Here is an 18,909-nt window from a genome sequence, read left to right on the forward strand (position 1 = left end):
TCATCCTCACGGGGGTAGGGCGGCTTCGGGGCATTCTGTTGCCCTGGCCGCCTGCAACGCAGGAAATCTCATGAGCAACGCAAGTTCCTACATCCGGATCGACAACGTGTCGCGGCGTTATGGCGCCTTCAAAGCACTGGACGATGTCAGTCTGGACATCTCCAAGGAAGAATTCATCGCCATCCTGGGGCCAAGCGGCTCGGGCAAAAGCACGTTGCTGCGCCTCATCGCCGGCCTCGATCGCCCGACGGAAGGCCGCATCCATTTCGAGGGAAAGGACGTCACCGAGCTCGCACCGCACAAACGCGGGATCGGCATGGTGTTCCAGGAGTTCCTGCTCTTTCCGCACAGGACGGTGCGCGAAAATCTCGCCTTTCCCTTGAGAATGCGCAACGAGGCCAAGGGCGAGATCGAGGAACGGGTCGAATGGGTGGCCGGCATCCTGTCGCTGAGCACGATGCTGGACCGCTATCCCAGCCAGCTTTCGGGCGGCCAGCAACAGCGCGTCGCCCTTGGCCGCGGCCTTGTCGCACGTCCAACGCTCCTGCTTCTCGATGAACCGCTGGCCAATCTCGACCGCGAGCTCCGGCAGGAAATGGAAATCGAAATCCGGCGGTACCAGAAGCAGCTCGGCATTCCCTTCATCTATGTGACGCATAACCAGGAAGAAGCGCTCTCGATGAGCGATCGGATCGCCGTCATCAACAATGGGCGTCTCGAAGCCCTAGGTGAGCGGCAGGCGATCTACGATCACCCGCAGACACCGTTTGTCGCTCGTTTCGTCGGAAAATCGAGCAAATTCCAGGGTGTCGTGGAGCCGGACGGTGCGACCGTGCGCCTGACCCGACACGATTACGAATTCGCGTTGCCGTCCGATAAAACATTCAAGCCGGGTGACGCGGTCGAAATTTTCGTCAAGAACGAGCGGTTTGACATTACGCCTAAGCAGCATGGCGGCGCAGGCATTCCATCCAAGGTGGTGGACGTCGTGCTGCGTGGACCCTTCCTCGAATATGTGCTCGAGACCGATCGCGGCGATACGGTGATCGCCGTCAAACCGAAGCGGAACGATCCGATCCCACTTCAGGAGCGGGTCCTGCTGTCATGGAACCCGGCCGATTGCCACATCTTCAAGGACGGAGCTGACGATGCAAGACGCTAATCTCCAGCGCCGCCTCATCCTTAATATCCCGACGGCCTTCCTGCTGCTCTTCTTCGTCCTGCCGCTGACGGCACTGGTGGTCCTGAGCTTCTGGCAAACCGAGAACTACAAGATAGTCCATGACTGGACATTGATGAACTACACCACGCTCGCGACGGAGGGTGCTTACATCACCTTCTTTCTCCGCTCGCTTGTCATGGCGGTCGGCGTATCCGTCACGCTGGTGGCCCTGGCGTGGCCGATCGCCTATTTCATCGTTCGTTACGGCGGGCGCTACCGCATCATCTTCTCGCTTCTTCTCGTCATTCCCTTTCTGTCGGGCGAGGTTCTCCGCCTCATCGCGCTGCAGGGGATGCTTGGACCGGCCGGCCTGGTCAACGGTGCGCTGATCCGCATGGGCGCCGCACCGCTCAGGATGATCATGTATTCCAATGCCGCGTCCTTCATCGCCTTTATTTATCTGTATCTGCCACTCGTGGTGACGACGGTCTACCTGTCGCTGATCAACTTCGACTTCAGGCTGGCGCATGCCGCCAGCGCCTGCGGCGCCAACCGGTTCCGGATCTTCACCGAGGTGGTCTGGCCGCTCAATCTTTCGGGCACGATCGTCGGCTTCATGCTCGCCTTCATTCCGACGCTCTCGGCGTCATTGGTACCGCGCTTCCTCGGCGGACCGAACGGCACGCTCTATGGCATGTCCATGGCGCAGCAATTCGGCGAGTCGGGCACATGGGCTCTTGGAGCCGCCATGGGCGTCGTCCTGTTCTTGTTCTCGGCGGTCGCGCTCGCGATCCTGAGTTATGGCGTGGATCTCCGCCGCACTGGCTTTACGGGATTGGGGAGGCAGTAGCATGAGCCCGAGCTTTACAGATTCCCTCATCAAATGGACGCTGGCAGCCTTCCTCGCCCTGGTCTTCGCCTTCCTCTATATGCCGATCGTGCACATCTTGTTCGCGTCGCTTTCGACACGGCCGAATTTTCCCTATCCGCCGGAATTCAACGTTGCGAGCTATGTCCGCCTCTCGACCAACACCGTCTACCAAAGCGCCTTCCTCAACAGTCTTCTTCTCGCCTCCTGCACGGCTGTACTGTCCACCGTGCTCGGCTTTCTCGCCACAGTCGGCGTCCTGCGGTTCGCTGGAAAGCGGGCGTTGATTTACGCCATATTCTTCGCCGCGCCGCTGTTTGTGTCGGAAATTCTCCTGGGGATATCGAGTATGGCGCTCTACTACATGCTGTTCGAACTTCAGGGGAACATGCTGACTGCGATCATCGCGAATGCCGTGCATTGTTTCAGCTTCTGCTTCCTGATCATGGCGGCGATGCTCTACAAGTACGACTGGCGCATGAATGAAGCGGCGATCGTCTGCGGCGCTTCGCCCTTGCGTTCCTTCTTCGAGGTCATGCTGCCGATCACGTGGCCGGGCATCATGGGAAGCCTGATCACCGCATTCGTGCTTTCCCTGAACGGTCTCGATGTGTCGTTCTACCTTTTGGGGGCGACACCGACCATGCCGTCCGTCGCATGGGGTGCGCTCCGATATGGCGTCAAACCGGAACTCTATGCTCTTTCAAGCCTCATCAACATCATCGTGTTTGCCATGATCATCGCATTGCTTGTGGCGATCAGGTTGAAACGAAAGGCAGTTTAGCAGAAGACGTTGCGATGCGCGTTCACCTGACACGGTGAAAATGAAGCCATGTGTTGACTTTTGTCAGCCATGTTGACTAATGTCAGGACTCCACCGATGGAGCCCCGATGCCAATCCGAGTCAACGACCAGATCATCCATAAGGCCGCCTGGCTGTACTATACGCACGGCCTGCGGCAGGATGAGGTGGCGCAGCGGCTCGGGATCTCCCGCGCATCCATAGCTATGTATCTCCGCAAGGCACGCGAGATGGGCATCGTCACCATCTCGACATCTTCGGAGCTGTTCTCGGATGATGTCCTGGCTCGGGAGCTGGAGGATGCCACGGGCCTGAGCACGGCCTGGCTTGTGCCTGAGGACCGTCAGGCAATGGACCCTGCATCGGAGATGCCGGTTGTCGCGGCATCCGTCTTTCTGGAATTGCTCAGCAAGGGCGACAGGGTGGGCGTTGCCTGGGGCCGCACAGTCTACCATATCGCCGATGTCATGCCGTTTGCGGACCTGCGCGGCGTCACCGTCGTGCAGCTCTGCGGCAATCTCGGCGCACCCTATTCCTATCGCCCCGACCAGTGCACGACGGAAATCGCCCGGCGCCTGAATGCCGAAGGCATCAATTTTTACGCGCCGCTCGTCCTGTCTTCCGAACGTCTCGCCGAGGAGTTGCGCGGGGAACCCGTCATCAAGGATCAGCTTGCGACGATCTCGGACTGCAATCTCGCGCTCTATTCCGTCGGCGGCATCGAGGATGACAGCCACCTCGTCAAATGCGGTGCGTTGTCCGCCGCCGACATGCATGCCTTGGGAGAGAACGGAGCTGCCGGCGTCATCGCCGGCCAACTCATCGATCATGACGGCCAGTGGCTGGACTGCAACCATAATCGCCGCTGCATTTCCGCCGACCTCGATTCCATCCGGTCGATCGAGAAGCGCATGCTGGTCGTGCAGGAAGACAACAAGTTCGAGCCGTTGATGGCAGCGCTGAAGGGAGGATTTGCCTCGCATCTGGTCGTGACCACCTCGATGGCGCGTCGCATTCTGGAGCGCTGGTCCAAGGAAGGACGTGGCCGGAGGGGCTTGGCCGACAGCGGGCCGAGCGAGGTCTGAAGAAGGTTTAAAGGTCCGCCGGTGCCGGCCGGACCGGTTATCGGGAGGATGAAACATGGAAAATCTCTGGCGCGACGACGAAGCGGAAAAAGTCGTCGCCGGCTACGCATCCAAGGGCGTGAACCGCGACCTGGCGCTGCGCACCTACACGACCCGGCTGCTGGGCGGTGAGCCGCGGCTGGTGCTGCACGGCGGCGGCAATACATCCGTGAAGACCGAAGTGACCGATCTCGTCGGCGACACCCATGCGGTGCTCTGTGTGAAGGGCAGCGGCTGGGACATGGGCACGATCGAGCCGCCCGGCCTGCCCGCCGTGAAAATCGCTCCGCTCCTCAAAAGCCGCAAGCTCGACAAGCTGTCGGATGAGGACATGGTGACGTTGCTGCGTGCCAATCTCATCGATCCCGGTGCGCCAAATCCTTCCGTTGAAGCGCTGCTGCATGCATTCCTGCCCCACAAGTTTGTGGACCACACCCATTCGACGGCGATCCTGGCCATCGCAGATCAGGCAAAGAGTCGCGAGATGAGCGCCGCGCTCTTCGGCAAGAAAATGGGTTTCGTACCCTATATCATGCCCGGTTTCGCGCTCGCCAAGGCCGCGGTGGAAGTATTCGAGCAGGATCCGACGGTGGAAGGCCTGATCCTCGACAAGCACGGCATCTTCACCTTTGGAGAGACCGCAAAGGAAGCCTATGACCGGATGATCCACTACGTCACGGTCGCCGAAGACCATGTGAAGGTCAACGGCCGCAATCCCTTCACGCCGGCCGTTCTCCCCTCGAAGCTGGCAAGCCCGGCCGATATCGCCGCGATGCTGCGTGGCGCAGTGGCCGTCGACAAGGGCGAGGGCCGCTTTGATCGAATGGTCAGCGTCTTTCGCTCGTCGCCGGCCATTCTCGATTTTGTCAATGCAGCGGAAGTCCGGGACATGGCGGCGCGCGGCGTCTCGACGCCCGACCTCTCCATCCGCATCAAGACCGGCCCGATGGTGCTGCCGGCACCCCCCAGCGATGATCTCGACGGCTATCGCGCTGTCATCGATCAGCACGTCGCCGACTTCGCCGCCGATTATGCCGAATATTTCCGCAGCAACGACGCCCGCGACGATGTCAAGCGCATCATGCTCGACCCGATGCCGCGCCTGACACTGGTGCCCGGTCTCGGCATGTTCGGTCACGGTCGGACGCTCAAGGATGCGACCATTGCCGTCGATGTCGGCGAGATGTGGATCGAAGCCGCGCGTGACGCAGAGTCCATCGGCCGCTTCGAGCCGGTCAGCCGTCCCGATCTCTTCGATCTCGAGTATTGGTCGCTGGAGCAGGCGAAGCTCGCCGGCGCCAAGCCGAAGCCGTTTACCGGTCAGGTGGCGGTCGTTACCGGTGGGGCGGGTGCCATCGGCGCCGCGGTGGTCAGGGCTTTCGCGGCTGAGGGCGCCCATGTCGTGGCCCTCGATCTCGACGGCGAGAAGGCGGCGGCCGTCGCCAAGGCGGCCGGCAACAACTCGATCGGCATCGCCTGCGATATCACCGATCCCGTCTCCGTCCGCATGGCGTTCGACAAAGCCGTTGCCACTTTCGGCGGTGTCGATATCGTCGTTTCCAATGCGGGTGCGGCCTGGGAAAGCCCGATCGCCACGATGGACGACGCGCTTTTGCGCAAGAGTTTCGAGTTGAACTTCTTCGCTCACCAGACGGTGGCGCAGAATGCCGTAAGGATCATGAAGGCGCAGAAGACCGGCGGCGTGCTGCTGTTCAACGCCTCCAAGCAGGCCGTCAATCCTGGTGCGAAGTTCGGCGCCTATGGCCTGCCGAAGGCCGCAACGCTCTTCCTGTCGCGGCAATACGCGCTGGAGCACGGCGCCGACAATATCCGCGTCAACGCCGTCAATGCCGACCGCATCCGCTCCGGCCTGCTGAACGACGAGATGATCGCCAACCGCGCCGCCGCCCGTGGGCTTTCCGTGAAGGAATATATGGGCGGCAACCTGCTCGGCCTCGAGGTCACGGCAGAAGACGTGGCGCGCGCCTTCGTGCACCATGCGCTCGCCGAACGCACGACCGCGGATGTCACCACCGTCGATGGTGGCAATATCGCAGCGGCAATGCGCTAGCGCGGATCAGGCGAGATCCGTCTGCGCGAAGTCGTCGCCGTTGTAGGCGAGAGGGACGCCAAGCGCCTTCGCACAGGCATAGGCGAAGCAATCGCCGAAATTCAGAGCCGCCGGGTGACCGGCGGTTTTGCCATAGGTCGTTGCGGCATCAAGGGCGAGTTCACCGATCCGGGGCGTTACCGTTAGTTCGCTCGCTCGAATCTCGGACAGGAAATTCGCTACCGCGTCCCGCGCGGATGCAATCGCTTGCCGCTTGTCCGGGCTCGAAGGCTGTTTTCTTGCGAGCGCGAGCACGGCCTCGAAACGAGCCAGTGAACTGACCGAAAAGCTGGTTTCACTTGCGTCAAGCCGCTCGACGATGTCTTCCCAGCCCGGCTCGCGCGTCATCACCGCGACGATGGCGGAGGCATCGATAAACATCAGAGATCGTCCCACATCTCATCCGTGAACTTTTTCATGTCGAAGTTGGGATCGGGCTTGCCCCATGACGCGACCCTCTCCTGAAGAGGTGCAAGTCTCTCCCGCAGCGACGCCTTGTGCTTTTCGCGATCCAGTTCGTTTTGCAACGCACGGCGTACCGCTTCCTTCTTCGTCGGGGCGTTCATGGCTTTTTGCAGCTGGGCGGCAAGCGCGTCGACCTCGTCGTCACGAATAAAGAGCGCCATCGGATATCTCCTATAGATATCCAGATATACACGCCAGATATCTCGCGTGCAAACAAAAAGGGCGGCCCGATGGACCGCCCTTCGTCATCCACATGCCGAAATCAGGGCTTCGGCATCCATGCCGGCATGGCGACGTCGGCATGGGCGAACTGGGGCAGCTTCGCGCCGAGCTCTTCCATGTTCTTGATGTCCTGATCGTTCAGGTCTTTCTGGGTGATCAGCGTCGGCGGCACGATGACCTGCTTGCCCGGGTCTTCGCCGGCAAGCAGCATGGCGAGCGAGCGTACCGAGACCTGGCCGACCACGGCCGGGTTCGTGGCGGCCGTCGCGACCCAGGCCGAGCCGGATTCACGCATGGCGGCGATGTCGGAGGTCGAGATGTCGGCCGAGTAGATCTTCACGCTGGAGGACAGGCCCGCCTCGTCGACGGCGATCTTCACGCCCTTGGCGAATTCGTCATAGGGGGCGAACATCACGGTGATATCGGGGTTGGCCGAAATCACCGACCGCGCCTGGTTGGCGACGGAGTTCGCGATCGGGTTGTCCATCGTGCCGAACTGGGCAGCCTCGTTGATGCCGGGATACTTCTTCTTGAATTCCTTCCAGGTCTCGTCGCGACGGTCGAGCGGCGCAATGCCGGCGACGTAGACGTAACCGGCCTTGAAGCTTTCGCCATTGTCCTTGATCGCCTGCTCCAGCGCGAGGCGGGCGAGGTCGCGGTCGGACTGCTCGACCTGCGGTATCTTGTCGTTTTCGACATTGACGTCGAAGGCGACGACCTTGATGCCGGCATCGACCGCACGCTGGGCGGCTTCCTTCATGGATTCCGTCAGGCCGTGCTGGACGATGATGCCCTGCACGCCGAGTGCGATGGCCTGATCGACCATGTCGGCCTGGAGTGCCGCGTCCTGGCGGCTGTCGAAGACCTGAAGCTGCACGCCGAGCGCCTTGGCCTGCGCTTCCACACCAGCCAGGTAGGACTGGAAGAAGTCGCCGGTCGAGAGATAACGCACGAGGGCGATCTTCACGTCGCCGGGCTTGTCGAACGGCTTGGGCATGTCAGCCGCAAAGGACGGCACGGCAAACGATGCCGCGGCCATCAGCCCGAGCGTCATCTTGCCCAGGGTTCTACGCGTAAAATTCATGGTCAGTCTCCTCCACTGGTGAACTTTGGTGATCCGCCAGGCCTCCCGCCTCAGCGTTTGCCTCTTTTCGAGAGCGCAAAGGTAAAGATCAGGGCGATGACAAGCACGGCGCCCTTGATGAAATCCTGGGTGTAGTAGGGCGCGTTCATCATCGTCAGGCCCTGCAGCAGGATGCCGACGAAGAGGGCGCCCACGGCCGTCCCGAAGGCATTTGGCTTGGCGGATCCAAGCACTGCGAAGCCGATCAGCGCGGCGGCGACGGCATCGAGCAGCAGGTTGTTGCCCGAGGCGATATCGCCGCGGCCGAGGCGGGCGGCAAGCAGGATGCCGCCGATCGAAGCGAAGACGCCGGAAATGATATAGGCCGAGATCTTGTAGGCATTGACCGGCGCACCGGCGAGGCTCGCCGCCCGCTCGTTGGAGCCGACGGCATACATCATGCGGCCGAAGCGGGTGTATTCGAGGAAGAACCAGATGACGATGGCGAGCACGATCAGCACGACCACCGACACCGGCACGAGATTGGGCAGGATCAGGTCGAAACGGTGGCGGCCGAGCGCCAGGAAGGCCGGGCTGAAGGCGCCGGTCGCCGTCGAGCCGTCCGGCAGTGTCATGCCTGTCGCGATCGAACGCCCTTCGGTCGGGATGCGTTGCAGTCCGAGCAGCAGGAACATCATGCCGAGCGTCGCCAGCAGATCCGGCACGCGCATATAGACGATGATGATGCCGTTGACGAGGCCGACGAGCACGCCGACTGCAAGGCAGACGAGCGTCGCGGTCAAAGCGTCGCCGCCCATCACGACCATCACATAGGACGATGCCATCATGGCCGTCGTGGCAACGGATCCGATCGACAGGTCGAAGCCGCCGACCACGAGCGTTGCGGTGACGCCGAGCGCCAGAATACCCGTGATCGACACGGATTGCAGGATGAACACCGCGCTCTGCGGCGAGGCGAAGCCGCCGGTGACGAGAGAGAAATACAGCACCATGCCGGCGAGCAGCACGAGGAAGCCGTACTTGATCGCGGTTTCCCGGATGTTGAAGGCAGCCGGCGGGACGGCGCCGGTGGAATTGCTCTGTTGGCTCGTCATCATGCACTGACCTGTTGATAGAATTGTCCGGCGATCTCGGAGAGCAGCCGCTCGACATCGATGTCGGCATTGCGATGCTCGCCCACGATGGTCTGTTCAGACATGACGAAGATGCGGTCGGCGACCTCGAAGGCTTCGTCCAATTCCGTGAGGAAAAGAATGGTGGAGCGCCCGGCGGCGGACGCGCGCAGCTTTTCGCCGATATCCCGGCGGGCGGCGATATCGACGCCCTGGAAAGGTTCGTCGAGGATCAAGAGACGCGACGGTTCGGACAGCCACCGGCCGACCATGACCTTCTGCTGGTTGCCGCCCGACAGCGTCTGCATCTCGTCGCGCTCGCTGCGGCAGACGACGCCCAGCGCAGAGATCTGCTGGCGCGCCTTGGTCTTTTCCGCGCGCCGGCTGGCGATGCCGAAGGACGAGAGACGGCGCAGGAACGGCAGGCTGATATTCTCGTAGATATTGAAGTCCGGCACGATTCCGCTGATCGCGCGGTCCTTGGCGACGAGGAAGACGCCCTGGGCAATCGCCTGGCCCGTCGTCTTCGGCGCATAGCGTTTGCCGTCCAGCGTCATCTCGCCGGCTGCCGGTGCACGGACGCCGAAAAGCGTTTCCGCAAGTGCCGTCTTGCCGACACCGACAAGGCCGGTGACGGCGACGATCTCGCCATCACCGAGATCGAAATCGAATGGCCGCGCCTGCTCCGACAGTTTCAGGCCGCGCACGCTGAAGACCGGACGGCTTGCGTCGCGCACCGCGACGGCACCGGCCGAGACCTTGCGGCCGAGCATGGCATTGACCGCGCCTTCATAATCGAGCTCCGGCCCCTCGAAACGGCCGGTGATGCGGCCATCGCGCAAAGCAAGGATGCTGTCAGCGAGGCGGCGGATATCCGACATGCGGTGCGAGATGTAAAGAATGGCGACGCCGCGCGCCTTCAGGCGGTCGACGAGGTCGAACAGGCGGTCTGCTTCCGCGCTCGACAGCGACGAGGTCGGCTCGTCGAGGATCAGCACCTTCGGCTCATGCGCCATGGCGCGCGCGATCGCCACCATCTGGCGGTCGGCCAGCGTCAGGTCGTTGATGTTGGCGGCAAGCTCGATCGACAGGCCCATGCGGGAGGCGACGGCGGCCGCCTCGCGGCGCACCCGGCGCGGATTGAAGAACAGCCGCGCGCCGCGGCCGTTCAGCCGGTCGAGCGTCAGGTTGGTCGCGACATCGAGATCGGCGACGACGCCGTCATTGATGTTCTGATGCACGGTGACGACACCGACGCGGATCGCCTCGGCCGGCGTTGCCGGCTCGAAGGCGGCGCCGGCCAGCGTGATCGCGCCGGCGTCCTTTGTGTACACGCCCGAGAGGATGCGCACGAGCGTGGATTTGCCGGCGCCGTTGGCGCCCATCAAAACCGTCACTGCGCCTGCCTTGAGGTCGAGGTCCACACCCTGAAGCACCGGAACCGGGCCAAAGGATTTGCGCACGCCCTCAATGCGAAACACTGCCTGTTCGCTCATTCCATCCTCCCATTGAGACCACGTTAGGATAGGCTCTGATCAAATGTCAAGGCCGTTGACAATTGACAGAATGATGCCTTAGCTGTGGGCACAGACGGCATGGCGGCAGGCGATGGAGGCAGCCCCGTGCGCAGGAGGAGAACATCATGGACAGTCCCGTCTTCGAGGCGCTGAGCGCCGAGACATTGCCGGATAGGCTTGGCGGTAACGCCGCCCTGAAAGACAGGATCGGCAACGATTCGTCGCGCTGGACGATCAAGGAAGTCGGCGACGGTAACCTCAATCTGGTCTTCATCGTCACGGGAGAGACGGGCGCCGTCATCGTCAAGCAGGCGCTGCCCTATGTGCGCCTCGTCGGCGAGAGCTGGCCGCTGCCGCTGAAGCGCTCCTTCTTCGAATATCACGCGTTGAAGCGCCAGGGCGCACGCGACCCCGGCATGGTGCCGGAGATCCTGTTCTTCGACGAGGCGCAGGCCATCATCGTCATGGAGTTCCTGACGCCGCATGTCATCCTGCGCCGCGCGCTGATCGACGGGCGCGCCCTGCCGAAGATCGGCCGGGACCTCGGCCTGTTCGTCGCCCGCACGCTGTTCCGCGGCTCCGACCTTTCCATGGTCACACGCGAGAAGAAGGCGGATGTCGCGCTGTTTTCGGACAATGTCGAGCTCTGCGACATCACGGAAAACCTCGTCTTTTCCGATCCCTATTTCGAAGCTGAACTGAATCGCCACACAACGCCGCAGCTCGATCCCCTCGTTGCCGAACTGCGCGCCGACCGTGACCTCAAGGTCGAAGCGCAGCGGTTGAAGCATCTGTTCTCCGCCAAGGCCGAGACGCTCTGCCATGGCGATCTGCATACCGGTTCCGTTATGGTGACCGACGACGAGACCCGCGTCATCGACCCGGAATTCGCCTTCTACGGCCCGATCAGCTTCGACGTCGGCATGCTGATCGCCAATTTCTGGATGAGCTATTTCTCGCAGGCCGGCCACGAGGCATCCCCCGGCGCGCGCGACGGCATGCGCGCCTATCTCCTCGATACGATCGATACGCTGTGGGAGACGTTTCGCGCGGAATTTTCCCATCTCTGGCGCACCGAGCGCAAGGGCATCCTCTATCAGGCCAGCCTCTTTGAGGACCGCAACGACCAACTCGCCGCTGAACAGGCGCTCACTATCGTCATCGATGAGATCTGGTGCGAGATGCTGGGCTTTGCCGGCATCGAGATCCACCGCCGCATCCTCGGGCTTGCCCACAATGCCGATTTCGAAACCATCGCCGACCCCAACCGCCGCGCGTCCTGCGAAAGCAAGGCCCTGAAGCTCGGGCGTCACCTCGCCGTCAACCGGCAGCGCATCCACGGTCTTCGCGATATCCGCGAGACGGTGGAGCGGCTTGAAAAGGAGATCATCGCGTGAAAGTCGAAGAACGCCATTACCGTACGATCTGGCTCAACGAGGATGGCCGCTCCGTCGACATCATCGACCAGCGCTGGCTGCCACATGAATTCCGTGTCGTCACGCTCAAGACCGTCGCCGATGTCGCGATCGCCATCCGGGATATGTGGGTGCGCGGCGCGCCGCTGATCGGCGTCACCGCCGCCTATGGCGTCGCCATCGCTATGGCGCAGGATCCGTCCGATGCGCATCTCGATGCCGTCTGGGAAGAATTGAACGAGACCCGTCCGACCGCCATCAACCTGCGCTGGGCGCTCAACGCGATGCGTGATCATCTCGCCCCGCTACCGGAAGACCAGCGCACCGGTGCCGCCTATGTGCGCGCCGCCGAGATTGCCGAAGAGGATATCGAGCTCAATCGCGCCATCGGCGCCAACGGCCTCGACGTCATCCGCAAGATCGCGGCCAACAAGAAGCCGGGCGAGCCCGTGCGCATCCTCACCCATTGCAATGCCGGCTGGCTCGCAACAGTCGACTACGGCACAGCGACGGCGCCGATATACATGGCCGTCGAAGCCGGCATACCGGTCCATGTCTATGTCGACGAGACACGTCCGCGCAACCAGGGCGCATATCTCACCGCCTGGGAGATGAACGGCCACGGCGTGCCGCACACGCTGATCGTCGACAATGCCGGCGGCCACCTGATGCAGCACGGCGATATCGACATGGTGATCGTCGGCACCGACCGGACCACGGCGAATGGCGATGTGTGCAACAAGATCGGCACCTATCTCAAGGCGCTCGCTGCACGGGACAACGACGTGCCCTTCTATGTGGCCCTGCCGTCGCCGACCATCGACTGGACGGTGCATGACGGCGTCAAGGAAATCCCGATCGAGGAGCGTGCCGGCGACGAGGTGAGCTTCGTGCAGGGCCGCGCCGCCGATGGCTCTATTGCCAGCGTGCGCATCTCGCCGGAGGGCAGCCCGGCGGCCAACCCCGCCTTCGACGTGACGCCCGCCCGCCTCATCACCGGCCTCATCACGGAACGCGGCATCGCCACGCCATCGCCGGAGGGTCTGAAGACACTCTTTCCCGAACGAGGCTGACACCCGGTAAACCCTGTCCAAGGGATGTCGAAGAGGAGGCTCGGTGAAGCCAAGCCTCTCATCTGTCACGCCTTTGCCAGATGCTCGAAAAGGTCTTGGGTTGTCGGCGTGATGTCGAGGCTTGCAGGTATGCAGACCGAAAGATGCCGCTTCGCCCAGCTGTCCACGAGCGGCGTGATGGCAAGCGCATGCGAGCGCCTGCATCGTCGGGCGATCGTCTCGGGAACGACCGCCACGCCGATACCGGCGGCAGCCGCGGAACATATGGACTCGAATGTGCGCAGCCGGATCCGGTATCGGAGCTTCACCGCAAGCCTGTCGGCCTGAAGGTCGATGTGATCCTGCAACGCGCCGTTTTCCAATCCCATGAAATACTCGTCGGCCACCTTGTAGAACGGAACGTCCTTCTCCTTCGCAAGCCAATGCGACTGCGCCGACACCATGACAAGCCTGCTCACGGTGAAGGGCTTGCGCCGCAGCCCATCCGTGGCAGCGGCATCGGACAACACGCCGATGTCGGCGAAACCTGCTGCAACGCTTCGGGCGATTTCGTGACTTTGGCGCTCCTGCAGATCGATATCGACCTGCTGATGCATCGCGACCCAGGGAATGAGGAGTGCCGGGAGGACGTCCGCGATGGCGGCCGTGTTGGCGCGTAGGCGGATCGTCGCTCGTATACGCTCCTGCTCTCGTCGGCCGCCGTTGTCCCGGCACTGTTCGGCATGTGGGCGGGGCAGTCAGTCAGACGGCGCGTCAGTCCCGCAACGTTCAAGCGCTGATTCCTGATCGCGCTCGCGCTTCTCGGGCTGGAAATGATGCTGAGGTACGTGCTTTAGCTTACGACATGTATTGATCGCTTTCGCGTTCCAAAGCGGCTGAAAGCACCAAACGCCTGGTGTGGCCGGCAGTCTGCCAAACCGCGCGGCCGTTGGAAACTCAATCGTCGCTTCCCTCGCCAGCATTTTCAGACGTATCCGAAAACCTTCGGAAATGTGCAGGCGTGCGGCTCGTTCAGCGCGGTCGCCGTCACCTTGTGCAATTGCGTCCACGATTTCCTCGTGCTCGACCTGCGCGGACTGTACGCGGTCAGAGTGTATGTGGAGCCGGGCAGGAGGCTCAGGTGGACACGCAGATTGCTGAGCGTGTGCGCGTCCTTCCAAAAGAAAATGGGCGGCACAAGGCCGCCCATAGACTGGATGTTCCGGTATTTCGCTCAAGCCGGGCGTTCTTCGCCGGCCTTGGGGCGCCAGGTGATCAGGCGCTTTTCGGCGACGTCGAGAAGCAGGTCGATGATCAGGACGAACACCGCAAGGATGATGATCCCGGCGAAGACGCCAACCGCATCGAAGTTGCCTTCCGCACGGGCGATCAGGTAGCCGAGGCCGGCGGAAGCGCCGAGATACTCGCCGATGATCGCGCCGACGACCGCGAAGCCCACGGAGGTGCGCAGCGACGACAGGATCCAGCTGGCTGCCGCCGGGAAGTAGACATGGCGGAGCAGATCGGAGCGGCGTGCGCCGAGAATGCGCGTGTTGGACAGCACGACCGGGTTGACTTCGCGCACGCCCTGCATGGCGTTGAAGAACGTCACGAAGAACACCAGCGTCACGGCCAGCGCGACCTTCGACCACAGGCCGAGGCCGAGCCAGAGCACGAAGATCGGTGCGAGCACGACGCGCGGAATGGCGTTGATGGCCTTGATGAACGGATCGAGGATGCGGGCCGTGAAGGGGCTCAGGCCAAGCCAGACACCTGCGGCGACGCCGAGGCCTGTACCGATCAGGTAGCCGAGCACGGTTTCGCTGAGCGTGATGCCGACATGCTTGTAGAAGCCGGGATCGATGACCCAGGTGACGACCTGCTGGACGATGTCGAGCGGAGCCGGGAAGAAGAAGCGGTCGATGACGCCGGTCGTCACACCGAGCTGCCAGCCACCAAGGATCACGGCCAGAAGCGTGATCTGGATGAGACGTACGTTAACGGCTTGCATAGGACTTCTCCACTTCGCCCCTGAGCGACGCCCAGATGTCGCGGTAAAGGGTCATGAACTTCGGGTCGAGCTTGATTTCGGAGACGTTTCTCGGACGTTCGAGATCCACGCCGAAGCTTTCGATGACGCGGCTGCGCGGACCTGCCGCCAGCACGACGACGCGGTCGCCGAGCGCAATGGCTTCCTCGAGGTCATGGGTAATCATGACGACAGCGCGGCGGTCTTCCTGCCACAGGCGCAGCAGTTCGTTCTGCATCAGGTGGCGCGTATGGATGTCGAGCGCGGAGAAGGGCTCGTCCATGAGAATGACCTTGGGTTCGGTGATCAGCGCCTGCGCCATCTGGACACGTTTGCGCTGGCCGCCCGAAAGCTGGTGCGGGAAGCGGCCTTCGAAGCCCTTCAGGCCGACCTTCTCCAGCCACGCCATGACCTTGACGCGGCGCTCTTCGACGGGCACGCCGCGAAACATCAGGCCAAGCTCGACGTTCTGGAACGCGGTCTTCCAGGGCAGGAGGGCATCCTGCTGGAAGAGATAGCCGATGTTGTTCTGAACGCTCTTGACCTGTGCGCCGTCGATGGAAACCTGGCCTTTCGCGGGCTTCAGAAGGCCCGCGATGGCGTTGAGGATGGTGGACTTGCCGCACCCGGTCGGCCCGACGATCGACAGGAACTCGCCGTTTCCAACGGTGAGGTTGACGTTCTCGACTGCGACGAACGACCCGAACGCCATCGTGACGTCGTCGATCGTGACCATCGGGGGCAGACCGGGCTGCGGCACAGCCTCGATTTTAGCTGCTGCAATAGACATGATGGTTTTCCTTAGTTCTTGGCGGGCTGGCCTGCAGCCTCGACGAACTTGTTCGTGTAGGTCGCGCCCAGATCGATGGTGGCGTTGCCGACGCTTTCGTTGAAGCTCTTCAGCACGGCCAGCGGGGTTTCCAGATCGGCCGGAACGAACTTGCCGTCCTCGGAGAAGATCGCCTTGGCGTTCTCGACGGCCTTGATATACGTCTGCTTGTCGCCGGACACGAAGTCCTCCGGCAGCTTGGCGACGATTTCCTCGGCCGAATGATCCTTCATCCAGTGCAGCGCCTTGAGCGTCGCATTGGTGACCTTCTGAATGACTTGCGGGTTGGCCTTGATATAGTCCTGGTTCGCATAGAGCACGGACGTGGGATAGATGCCGCCGTAGACGGCTTTTGCACCTTCGTCGCTGCGGGCGTCGATCAGGATCTTGCCGAGACCGCGCTCGACGACGATCGTCGCGGCCGGGTCGTAGTTGACCAGAAGGTCGATCTTGCCCTGCTGGAGCGCCGCGACCGCGGCAGCACCCGAACCGACGCCGATGATCGAGATGTCATCGTCGGTCAGGCCGTGCTGCTTGAGATAGTAGCGGATGAAGAAGTCGGACGACGAACCCGGCGCGGTGATGCCGACATTCTTGCCCTTGATCGTTTCCGGCTTGGCCGGGTCGAAATCCGTGTCGTTCTTGCCGGCGAGCACGAGGCCGGAATTGCGTGCGAGCTGGATGAAGCCGATGACGTGCTTGCCCTGCGCCTGCATCTGGATCGTGTGGTCGTAGAAACCGACGGCGACGTCGGTCGAGCCGGCAACCAGCGCCTGAAGCACCTTGGAACCGCCCTGGGCGAAGTTCTCGATCGTCACGTCGAGACCTTCTTCCTTGTAGAAGCCGAGGCTTTCGGCAACCGGGAAGGGCAGGTTGTTCAGGTTATAGGAGCCGACGCTCATACGAACGGAATCGGCGTGGGCGGCAGTGGTCAGGGCGAGCACAGCGGCAGTCGCCAGAAGTAGTTTGCGCATGAATTTCCTCCGTTAATGCTCCGGTCCTCACCAGAGCGCGTTAAGCAGCGTGATCCACACGCTCTTTGGGCTTTGCGAAGGCATAACCTTCGAAAAGTCGTCTTGCGGTCCTCACCAGGCCCGCGACAGTGGCCCCGTTTCGTATCTCCAGTTGGACGTCGATGCGTCCGCCGGGGTGTTCGATACGAATCAGGGCCGGCAGTTCCGTAGCGCCGGCAATCGACGAAGCGACGGTACCCACGCTGGCCACCGCCGTCGCGATTCCGACAGCGCCGGTGGTCGCGAGAGCAGGATGGCAGTCATTCGGCATGAAATAGCGGACGGACAGCGTGCCGCCTTTTCGCGGCGCCGAAAGGATGACCGGTTTCGGGATCACCATATCCGATACGTCGCCCATGCCCATCAAGCGCCCGGCCTCCGTACGGATGGATGCCAGCTTCGCGATCAATTCACTGTTGGCCGACAGGGAGGCGGCATCTTCGTAACCGGTGACACCAACGTCTTCCGCGCGCATCAGAACCATCGGAATGGCGCAATCGATCGAGGTCACGGGTATGCCCTGGATGATATCCGAAGGATTTCCCGTGGGAAACAGTTTGCCCGTCTTCGCGCCGGCCGCGTCAAGAAAGGTGAGGGCGATCGGTGCCGCCAGCCCCGGAACGCCGTCGATCGACGCGTCGCCGAGATAGATCACCTCGCCGTTGCGGGTCGGCACCTTGGCCTCGATGATCTTCTTGGTGTTGACGTTGTGAATGCGCACGAGCGTGCTCGTCCCGGTGGCCTGGACAAGCCCGGCCTCGATTGCGAAGGGCCCGACGGCTGCAAGCATGTTGCCGCAGTTCGGCGAATAGTCGACCATCTGCCTGTCGGTTCGCACCTGAGCGAAGAGATAATCGACGTCCGCCCCGTCCACGCTGGCGGGACCGATGATGGCGACCTTCGATGTTACAGGATTTCCGCCGCCGATCCCGTCGATCTGGAGAGGGTGGCCGGAGCCCATGATGGACAGGAGTACGGCATCGCACTTTTCTCTGTCGGCAGGAAGATCGGAAGCAAGAAAGAACGGACCGCGCGACGTGCCTCCGCGCATCAGGACGCATGGAATGCGTATCAGATCGTTCATTTCCTCACCTCAATATTGCGTAACCCGGATTAATCGGGTGTCTTGTTGCAATATGCGAAATGTGGGATAGCTGTGAAATGCAATGTTTGAAGGGATTGATGCGTCATGAGCATAAATTGTGAGATTTTTGATCTGCGTGCTTTTCAGGCGGTCGTCGATCTCGAAAGTTTTCACCGCGCTGCCGAGGCCCTTCATATTTCGCAGCCCGCGTTGACGCGGCGCATCCAAAAACTGGAACAATCCATTGGCGCGCCGCTGCTCGATCGCACCACCCGGCACGTTGCGCCGACGGCGACCGGACAGGAACTGCTGCCGCTTGTGCGCCGCATGCTGGAGGAGTTCGACGGGTCGCTTTTCGCTCTCAAGGAGGGCGGCTCCCAGCGCCGCGGGCTCATCACGATGGCGTGTGTACCCACCGCCGCGTTTTATTTTTTGCCAACGGTCATCAAGACATTCGGCAACGATTACCCGCACATAAGGCTTCGCATCCGCGATCTCACCGCCAATGAAGGTCTGCAGGCCGTCGCGCGCGGAGAAGTCGAGTTCGGCATCAACCTGATGGGGAATTCGGATCCGGACCTGTCGTTCGAGCCGCTCATCGACGACCCGTTCGTGCTGGCGATGCGCAAGGACCATCCGCTTGCCGAATTCGATCAGATCCATTGGCGCCAGCTCGACGGCTATCCCCTGGTGGTGGTCGACCGCTCCAGCGGCAACAGGGCGCTTCTGGATGGCGCGCTTGCCAAACACAATCTGCGCCTCAACTGGTTCTACGAGGTGACGCATCTGAACACATCGCTCGGTCTGGTCGAAGCCGGGCTCGGCATATCCGTCCTCCCGCGGCTTGCCACGCCCCAGGAGGAACACCCCTATCTGGTGACGCGTCCGATTATTGACCCCGTCGTCACGAGAACCATCGGCATCGTCCGCCGCCGCAGCGCGCCGCTTTCGCCGGCGGCTGAAAAGTTCATTCAGGTCCTGCTAAACGTTTGGAAACGATGATATTTTTTCGCCTCGCGCA

19 protein-coding genes are annotated in these 18,909 nt (G+C 62.1%); 8 read left to right on the forward strand and 11 right to left on the reverse strand.

All coding sequences use genetic code 11. The features are described 5' to 3' along the window. The first annotated feature begins 70 nt into the window (after positions 1-70). From B5M41_RS02160 to B5M41_RS02180, 5 genes are all read left to right on the forward strand, one after another. Positions 71-1,162 (forward strand): ABC transporter ATP-binding protein, encoded by a 1,092-nt coding sequence (locus B5M41_RS02160; protein ID WP_134646544.1) that lies wholly within the window; start codon positions 71-73, stop codon positions 1,160-1,162. Then, a complete protein-coding gene (locus tag B5M41_RS02165) occupies positions 1,149-2,012 on the forward strand; it encodes an ABC transporter permease (protein ID WP_134646546.1) in 864 nt (287 codons plus the stop codon). The genes B5M41_RS02160 and B5M41_RS02165 overlap by 14 nt, the downstream gene beginning before the upstream one ends. Position 2,013: 1 nt before the next feature. Further along, positions 2,014-2,814, forward strand: a complete 801-nt coding sequence (locus tag B5M41_RS02170; protein ID WP_167718789.1) for an ABC transporter permease — start codon at positions 2,014-2,016, stop codon at positions 2,812-2,814. Between the two features lie 107 nt (positions 2,815-2,921). Then, a complete protein-coding gene (locus tag B5M41_RS02175; RefSeq protein ID WP_134646550.1) occupies positions 2,922-3,917 on the forward strand; it encodes a sugar-binding transcriptional regulator in 996 nt (331 codons plus the stop codon). A gap of 55 nt (positions 3,918-3,972) precedes the next feature. Further along, positions 3,973-6,027 carry a bifunctional aldolase/short-chain dehydrogenase gene (locus B5M41_RS02180; RefSeq protein WP_134646552.1) on the forward strand — a complete coding sequence of 685 codons (2,055 nt, stop codon included), beginning with the start codon at positions 3,973-3,975 and terminating at the stop codon, positions 6,025-6,027. Positions 6,028-6,033: 6 nt separating this feature from the next. Here B5M41_RS02180 and B5M41_RS02185 read toward each other — a convergent pair whose 3' ends face one another. The 5 genes from B5M41_RS02185 to B5M41_RS02205 form a co-directional block, all read right to left on the reverse strand. Further along, a complete protein-coding gene (locus tag B5M41_RS02185; RefSeq protein ID WP_134646554.1) occupies positions 6,034-6,447 on the reverse strand; it encodes a type II toxin-antitoxin system VapC family toxin in 414 nt (137 codons plus the stop codon). Next, positions 6,447-6,692, reverse strand: coding sequence for a type II toxin-antitoxin system VapB family antitoxin (locus B5M41_RS02190; protein ID WP_134646556.1), 246 nt, complete (start codon positions 6,690-6,692; stop codon positions 6,447-6,449). The genes B5M41_RS02185 and B5M41_RS02190 overlap by 1 nt, the downstream gene beginning before the upstream one ends. 101 nt (positions 6,693-6,793) lie before the next feature. Further along, positions 6,794-7,837: a substrate-binding domain-containing protein gene (locus B5M41_RS02195; RefSeq protein WP_134646558.1), complete on the reverse strand. Its 1,044-nt coding sequence runs from the start codon at positions 7,835-7,837 to the stop codon at positions 6,794-6,796. Between the two features lie 50 nt (positions 7,838-7,887). Continuing rightward, the gene (locus tag B5M41_RS02200; protein ID WP_413713155.1) at positions 7,888-8,934 is read right to left on the reverse strand and encodes an ABC transporter permease; all 1,047 of its coding nucleotides are present in this window, start codon (positions 8,932-8,934) and stop codon (positions 7,888-7,890) included. Beyond that, positions 8,931-10,445, reverse strand: coding sequence for a sugar ABC transporter ATP-binding protein (locus B5M41_RS02205; protein ID WP_134646560.1), 1,515 nt, complete (start codon positions 10,443-10,445; stop codon positions 8,931-8,933). Before B5M41_RS02205 ends, B5M41_RS02200 begins: the two co-directional genes overlap by 4 nt. Before the next feature lie 146 nt (positions 10,446-10,591). On the opposite strand from B5M41_RS02205, the gene mtnK reads away from it, so the two are divergent. Then, a complete protein-coding gene (gene mtnK, locus B5M41_RS02210; protein WP_134646562.1) occupies positions 10,592-11,863 on the forward strand; it encodes an S-methyl-5-thioribose kinase in 1,272 nt (423 codons plus the stop codon). Next, complete coding sequence (mtnA, locus tag B5M41_RS02215; RefSeq protein WP_134646564.1) at positions 11,860-12,954, forward strand: S-methyl-5-thioribose-1-phosphate isomerase; 1,095 nt, start codon at positions 11,860-11,862, stop codon at positions 12,952-12,954. The genes mtnK and mtnA overlap by 4 nt, the downstream gene beginning before the upstream one ends. 65 nt (positions 12,955-13,019) lie before the next feature. On the opposite strand, the gene B5M41_RS02220 is transcribed toward mtnA, so the two are convergent. From B5M41_RS02220 to B5M41_RS02245, 6 genes are all read right to left on the reverse strand, one after another. After that, complete coding sequence (locus tag B5M41_RS02220) at positions 13,020-13,691, reverse strand: LysR substrate-binding domain-containing protein (RefSeq protein WP_134646566.1); 672 nt, start codon at positions 13,689-13,691, stop codon at positions 13,020-13,022. Beyond that, complete coding sequence (locus B5M41_RS02225; RefSeq protein WP_209020839.1) at positions 13,692-14,171, reverse strand: FCD domain-containing protein; 480 nt, start codon at positions 14,169-14,171, stop codon at positions 13,692-13,694. It abuts the gene before it with no gap. Beyond that, on the reverse strand, positions 14,168-14,944 hold the full coding sequence (locus B5M41_RS02230; RefSeq protein ID WP_134646568.1) for an ABC transporter permease: 777 nt from the start codon (positions 14,942-14,944) through the stop codon (positions 14,168-14,170). Before B5M41_RS02230 ends, B5M41_RS02225 begins: the two co-directional genes overlap by 4 nt. Continuing rightward, the gene (locus B5M41_RS02235; RefSeq protein WP_167718809.1) at positions 14,931-15,698 is read right to left on the reverse strand and encodes an ABC transporter ATP-binding protein; all 768 of its coding nucleotides are present in this window, start codon (positions 15,696-15,698) and stop codon (positions 14,931-14,933) included. The genes B5M41_RS02230 and B5M41_RS02235 overlap by 14 nt, the downstream gene beginning before the upstream one ends. A gap of 65 nt (positions 15,699-15,763) precedes the next feature. Beyond that, complete coding sequence (locus B5M41_RS02240) at positions 15,764-16,765, reverse strand: ABC transporter substrate-binding protein (protein ID WP_167718791.1); 1,002 nt, start codon at positions 16,763-16,765, stop codon at positions 15,764-15,766. 40 nt (positions 16,766-16,805) lie between these two features. Further along, complete coding sequence (locus B5M41_RS02245; RefSeq protein ID WP_134646572.1) at positions 16,806-17,888, reverse strand: 4-oxalomesaconate tautomerase; 1,083 nt, start codon at positions 17,886-17,888, stop codon at positions 16,806-16,808. Between the two features lie 105 nt (positions 17,889-17,993). Between B5M41_RS02245 and B5M41_RS02250 the strand changes: the two genes are divergently transcribed. Beyond that, the gene (locus B5M41_RS02250; protein WP_134646574.1) at positions 17,994-18,890 is read left to right on the forward strand and encodes a LysR family transcriptional regulator; all 897 of its coding nucleotides are present in this window, start codon (positions 17,994-17,996) and stop codon (positions 18,888-18,890) included. Positions 18,891-18,909 lie beyond the last annotated feature (19 nt).

It is taken from the genome of Shinella sumterensis, from assembly GCF_004514425.2.
GTDB lineage: Bacteria > Pseudomonadota > Alphaproteobacteria > Rhizobiales > Rhizobiaceae > Shinella > Shinella sumterensis.

Coding starts and splice junctions, on each gene's coding strand:
- B5M41_RS02160 (WP_134646544.1), top strand. CDS start 71: ATGAGCAACGCAAGTTCCTACATCCGGATCGACAACGTGTCGCGGCGT.
- B5M41_RS02165 (WP_134646546.1), top strand. CDS start 1,149: ATGCAAGACGCTAATCTCCAGCGCCGCCTCATCCTTAATATCCCGACG.
- B5M41_RS02170 (WP_167718789.1), top strand. CDS start 2,014: ATGAGCCCGAGCTTTACAGATTCCCTCATCAAATGGACGCTGGCAGCC.
- B5M41_RS02175 (WP_134646550.1), top strand. CDS start 2,922: ATGCCAATCCGAGTCAACGACCAGATCATCCATAAGGCCGCCTGGCTG.
- B5M41_RS02180 (WP_134646552.1), top strand. CDS start 3,973: ATGGAAAATCTCTGGCGCGACGACGAAGCGGAAAAAGTCGTCGCCGGC.
- B5M41_RS02185 (WP_134646554.1), bottom strand. CDS start 6,447: ATGTTTATCGATGCCTCCGCCATCGTCGCGGTGATGACGCGCGAGCCG.
- B5M41_RS02190 (WP_134646556.1), bottom strand. CDS start 6,692: ATGGCGCTCTTTATTCGTGACGACGAGGTCGACGCGCTTGCCGCCCAG.
- B5M41_RS02195 (WP_134646558.1), bottom strand. CDS start 7,837: ATGAATTTTACGCGTAGAACCCTGGGCAAGATGACGCTCGGGCTGATG.
- B5M41_RS02200 (WP_413713155.1), bottom strand. CDS start 8,934: ATGATGACGAGCCAACAGAGCAATTCCACCGGCGCCGTCCCGCCGGCT.
- B5M41_RS02205 (WP_134646560.1), bottom strand. CDS start 10,445: ATGAGCGAACAGGCAGTGTTTCGCATTGAGGGCGTGCGCAAATCCTTT.
- mtnK (WP_134646562.1), top strand. CDS start 10,592: ATGGACAGTCCCGTCTTCGAGGCGCTGAGCGCCGAGACATTGCCGGAT.
- B5M41_RS02230 (WP_134646568.1), bottom strand. CDS start 14,944: ATGCAAGCCGTTAACGTACGTCTCATCCAGATCACGCTTCTGGCCGTG.
- B5M41_RS02235 (WP_167718809.1), bottom strand. CDS start 15,698: ATGGTCACGATCGACGACGTCACGATGGCGTTCGGGTCGTTCGTCGCA.
- B5M41_RS02240 (WP_167718791.1), bottom strand. CDS start 16,765: ATGCGCAAACTACTTCTGGCGACTGCCGCTGTGCTCGCCCTGACCACT.
- B5M41_RS02245 (WP_134646572.1), bottom strand. CDS start 17,888: ATGAACGATCTGATACGCATTCCATGCGTCCTGATGCGCGGAGGCACG.
- B5M41_RS02250 (WP_134646574.1), top strand. CDS start 17,994: ATGAGCATAAATTGTGAGATTTTTGATCTGCGTGCTTTTCAGGCGGTC.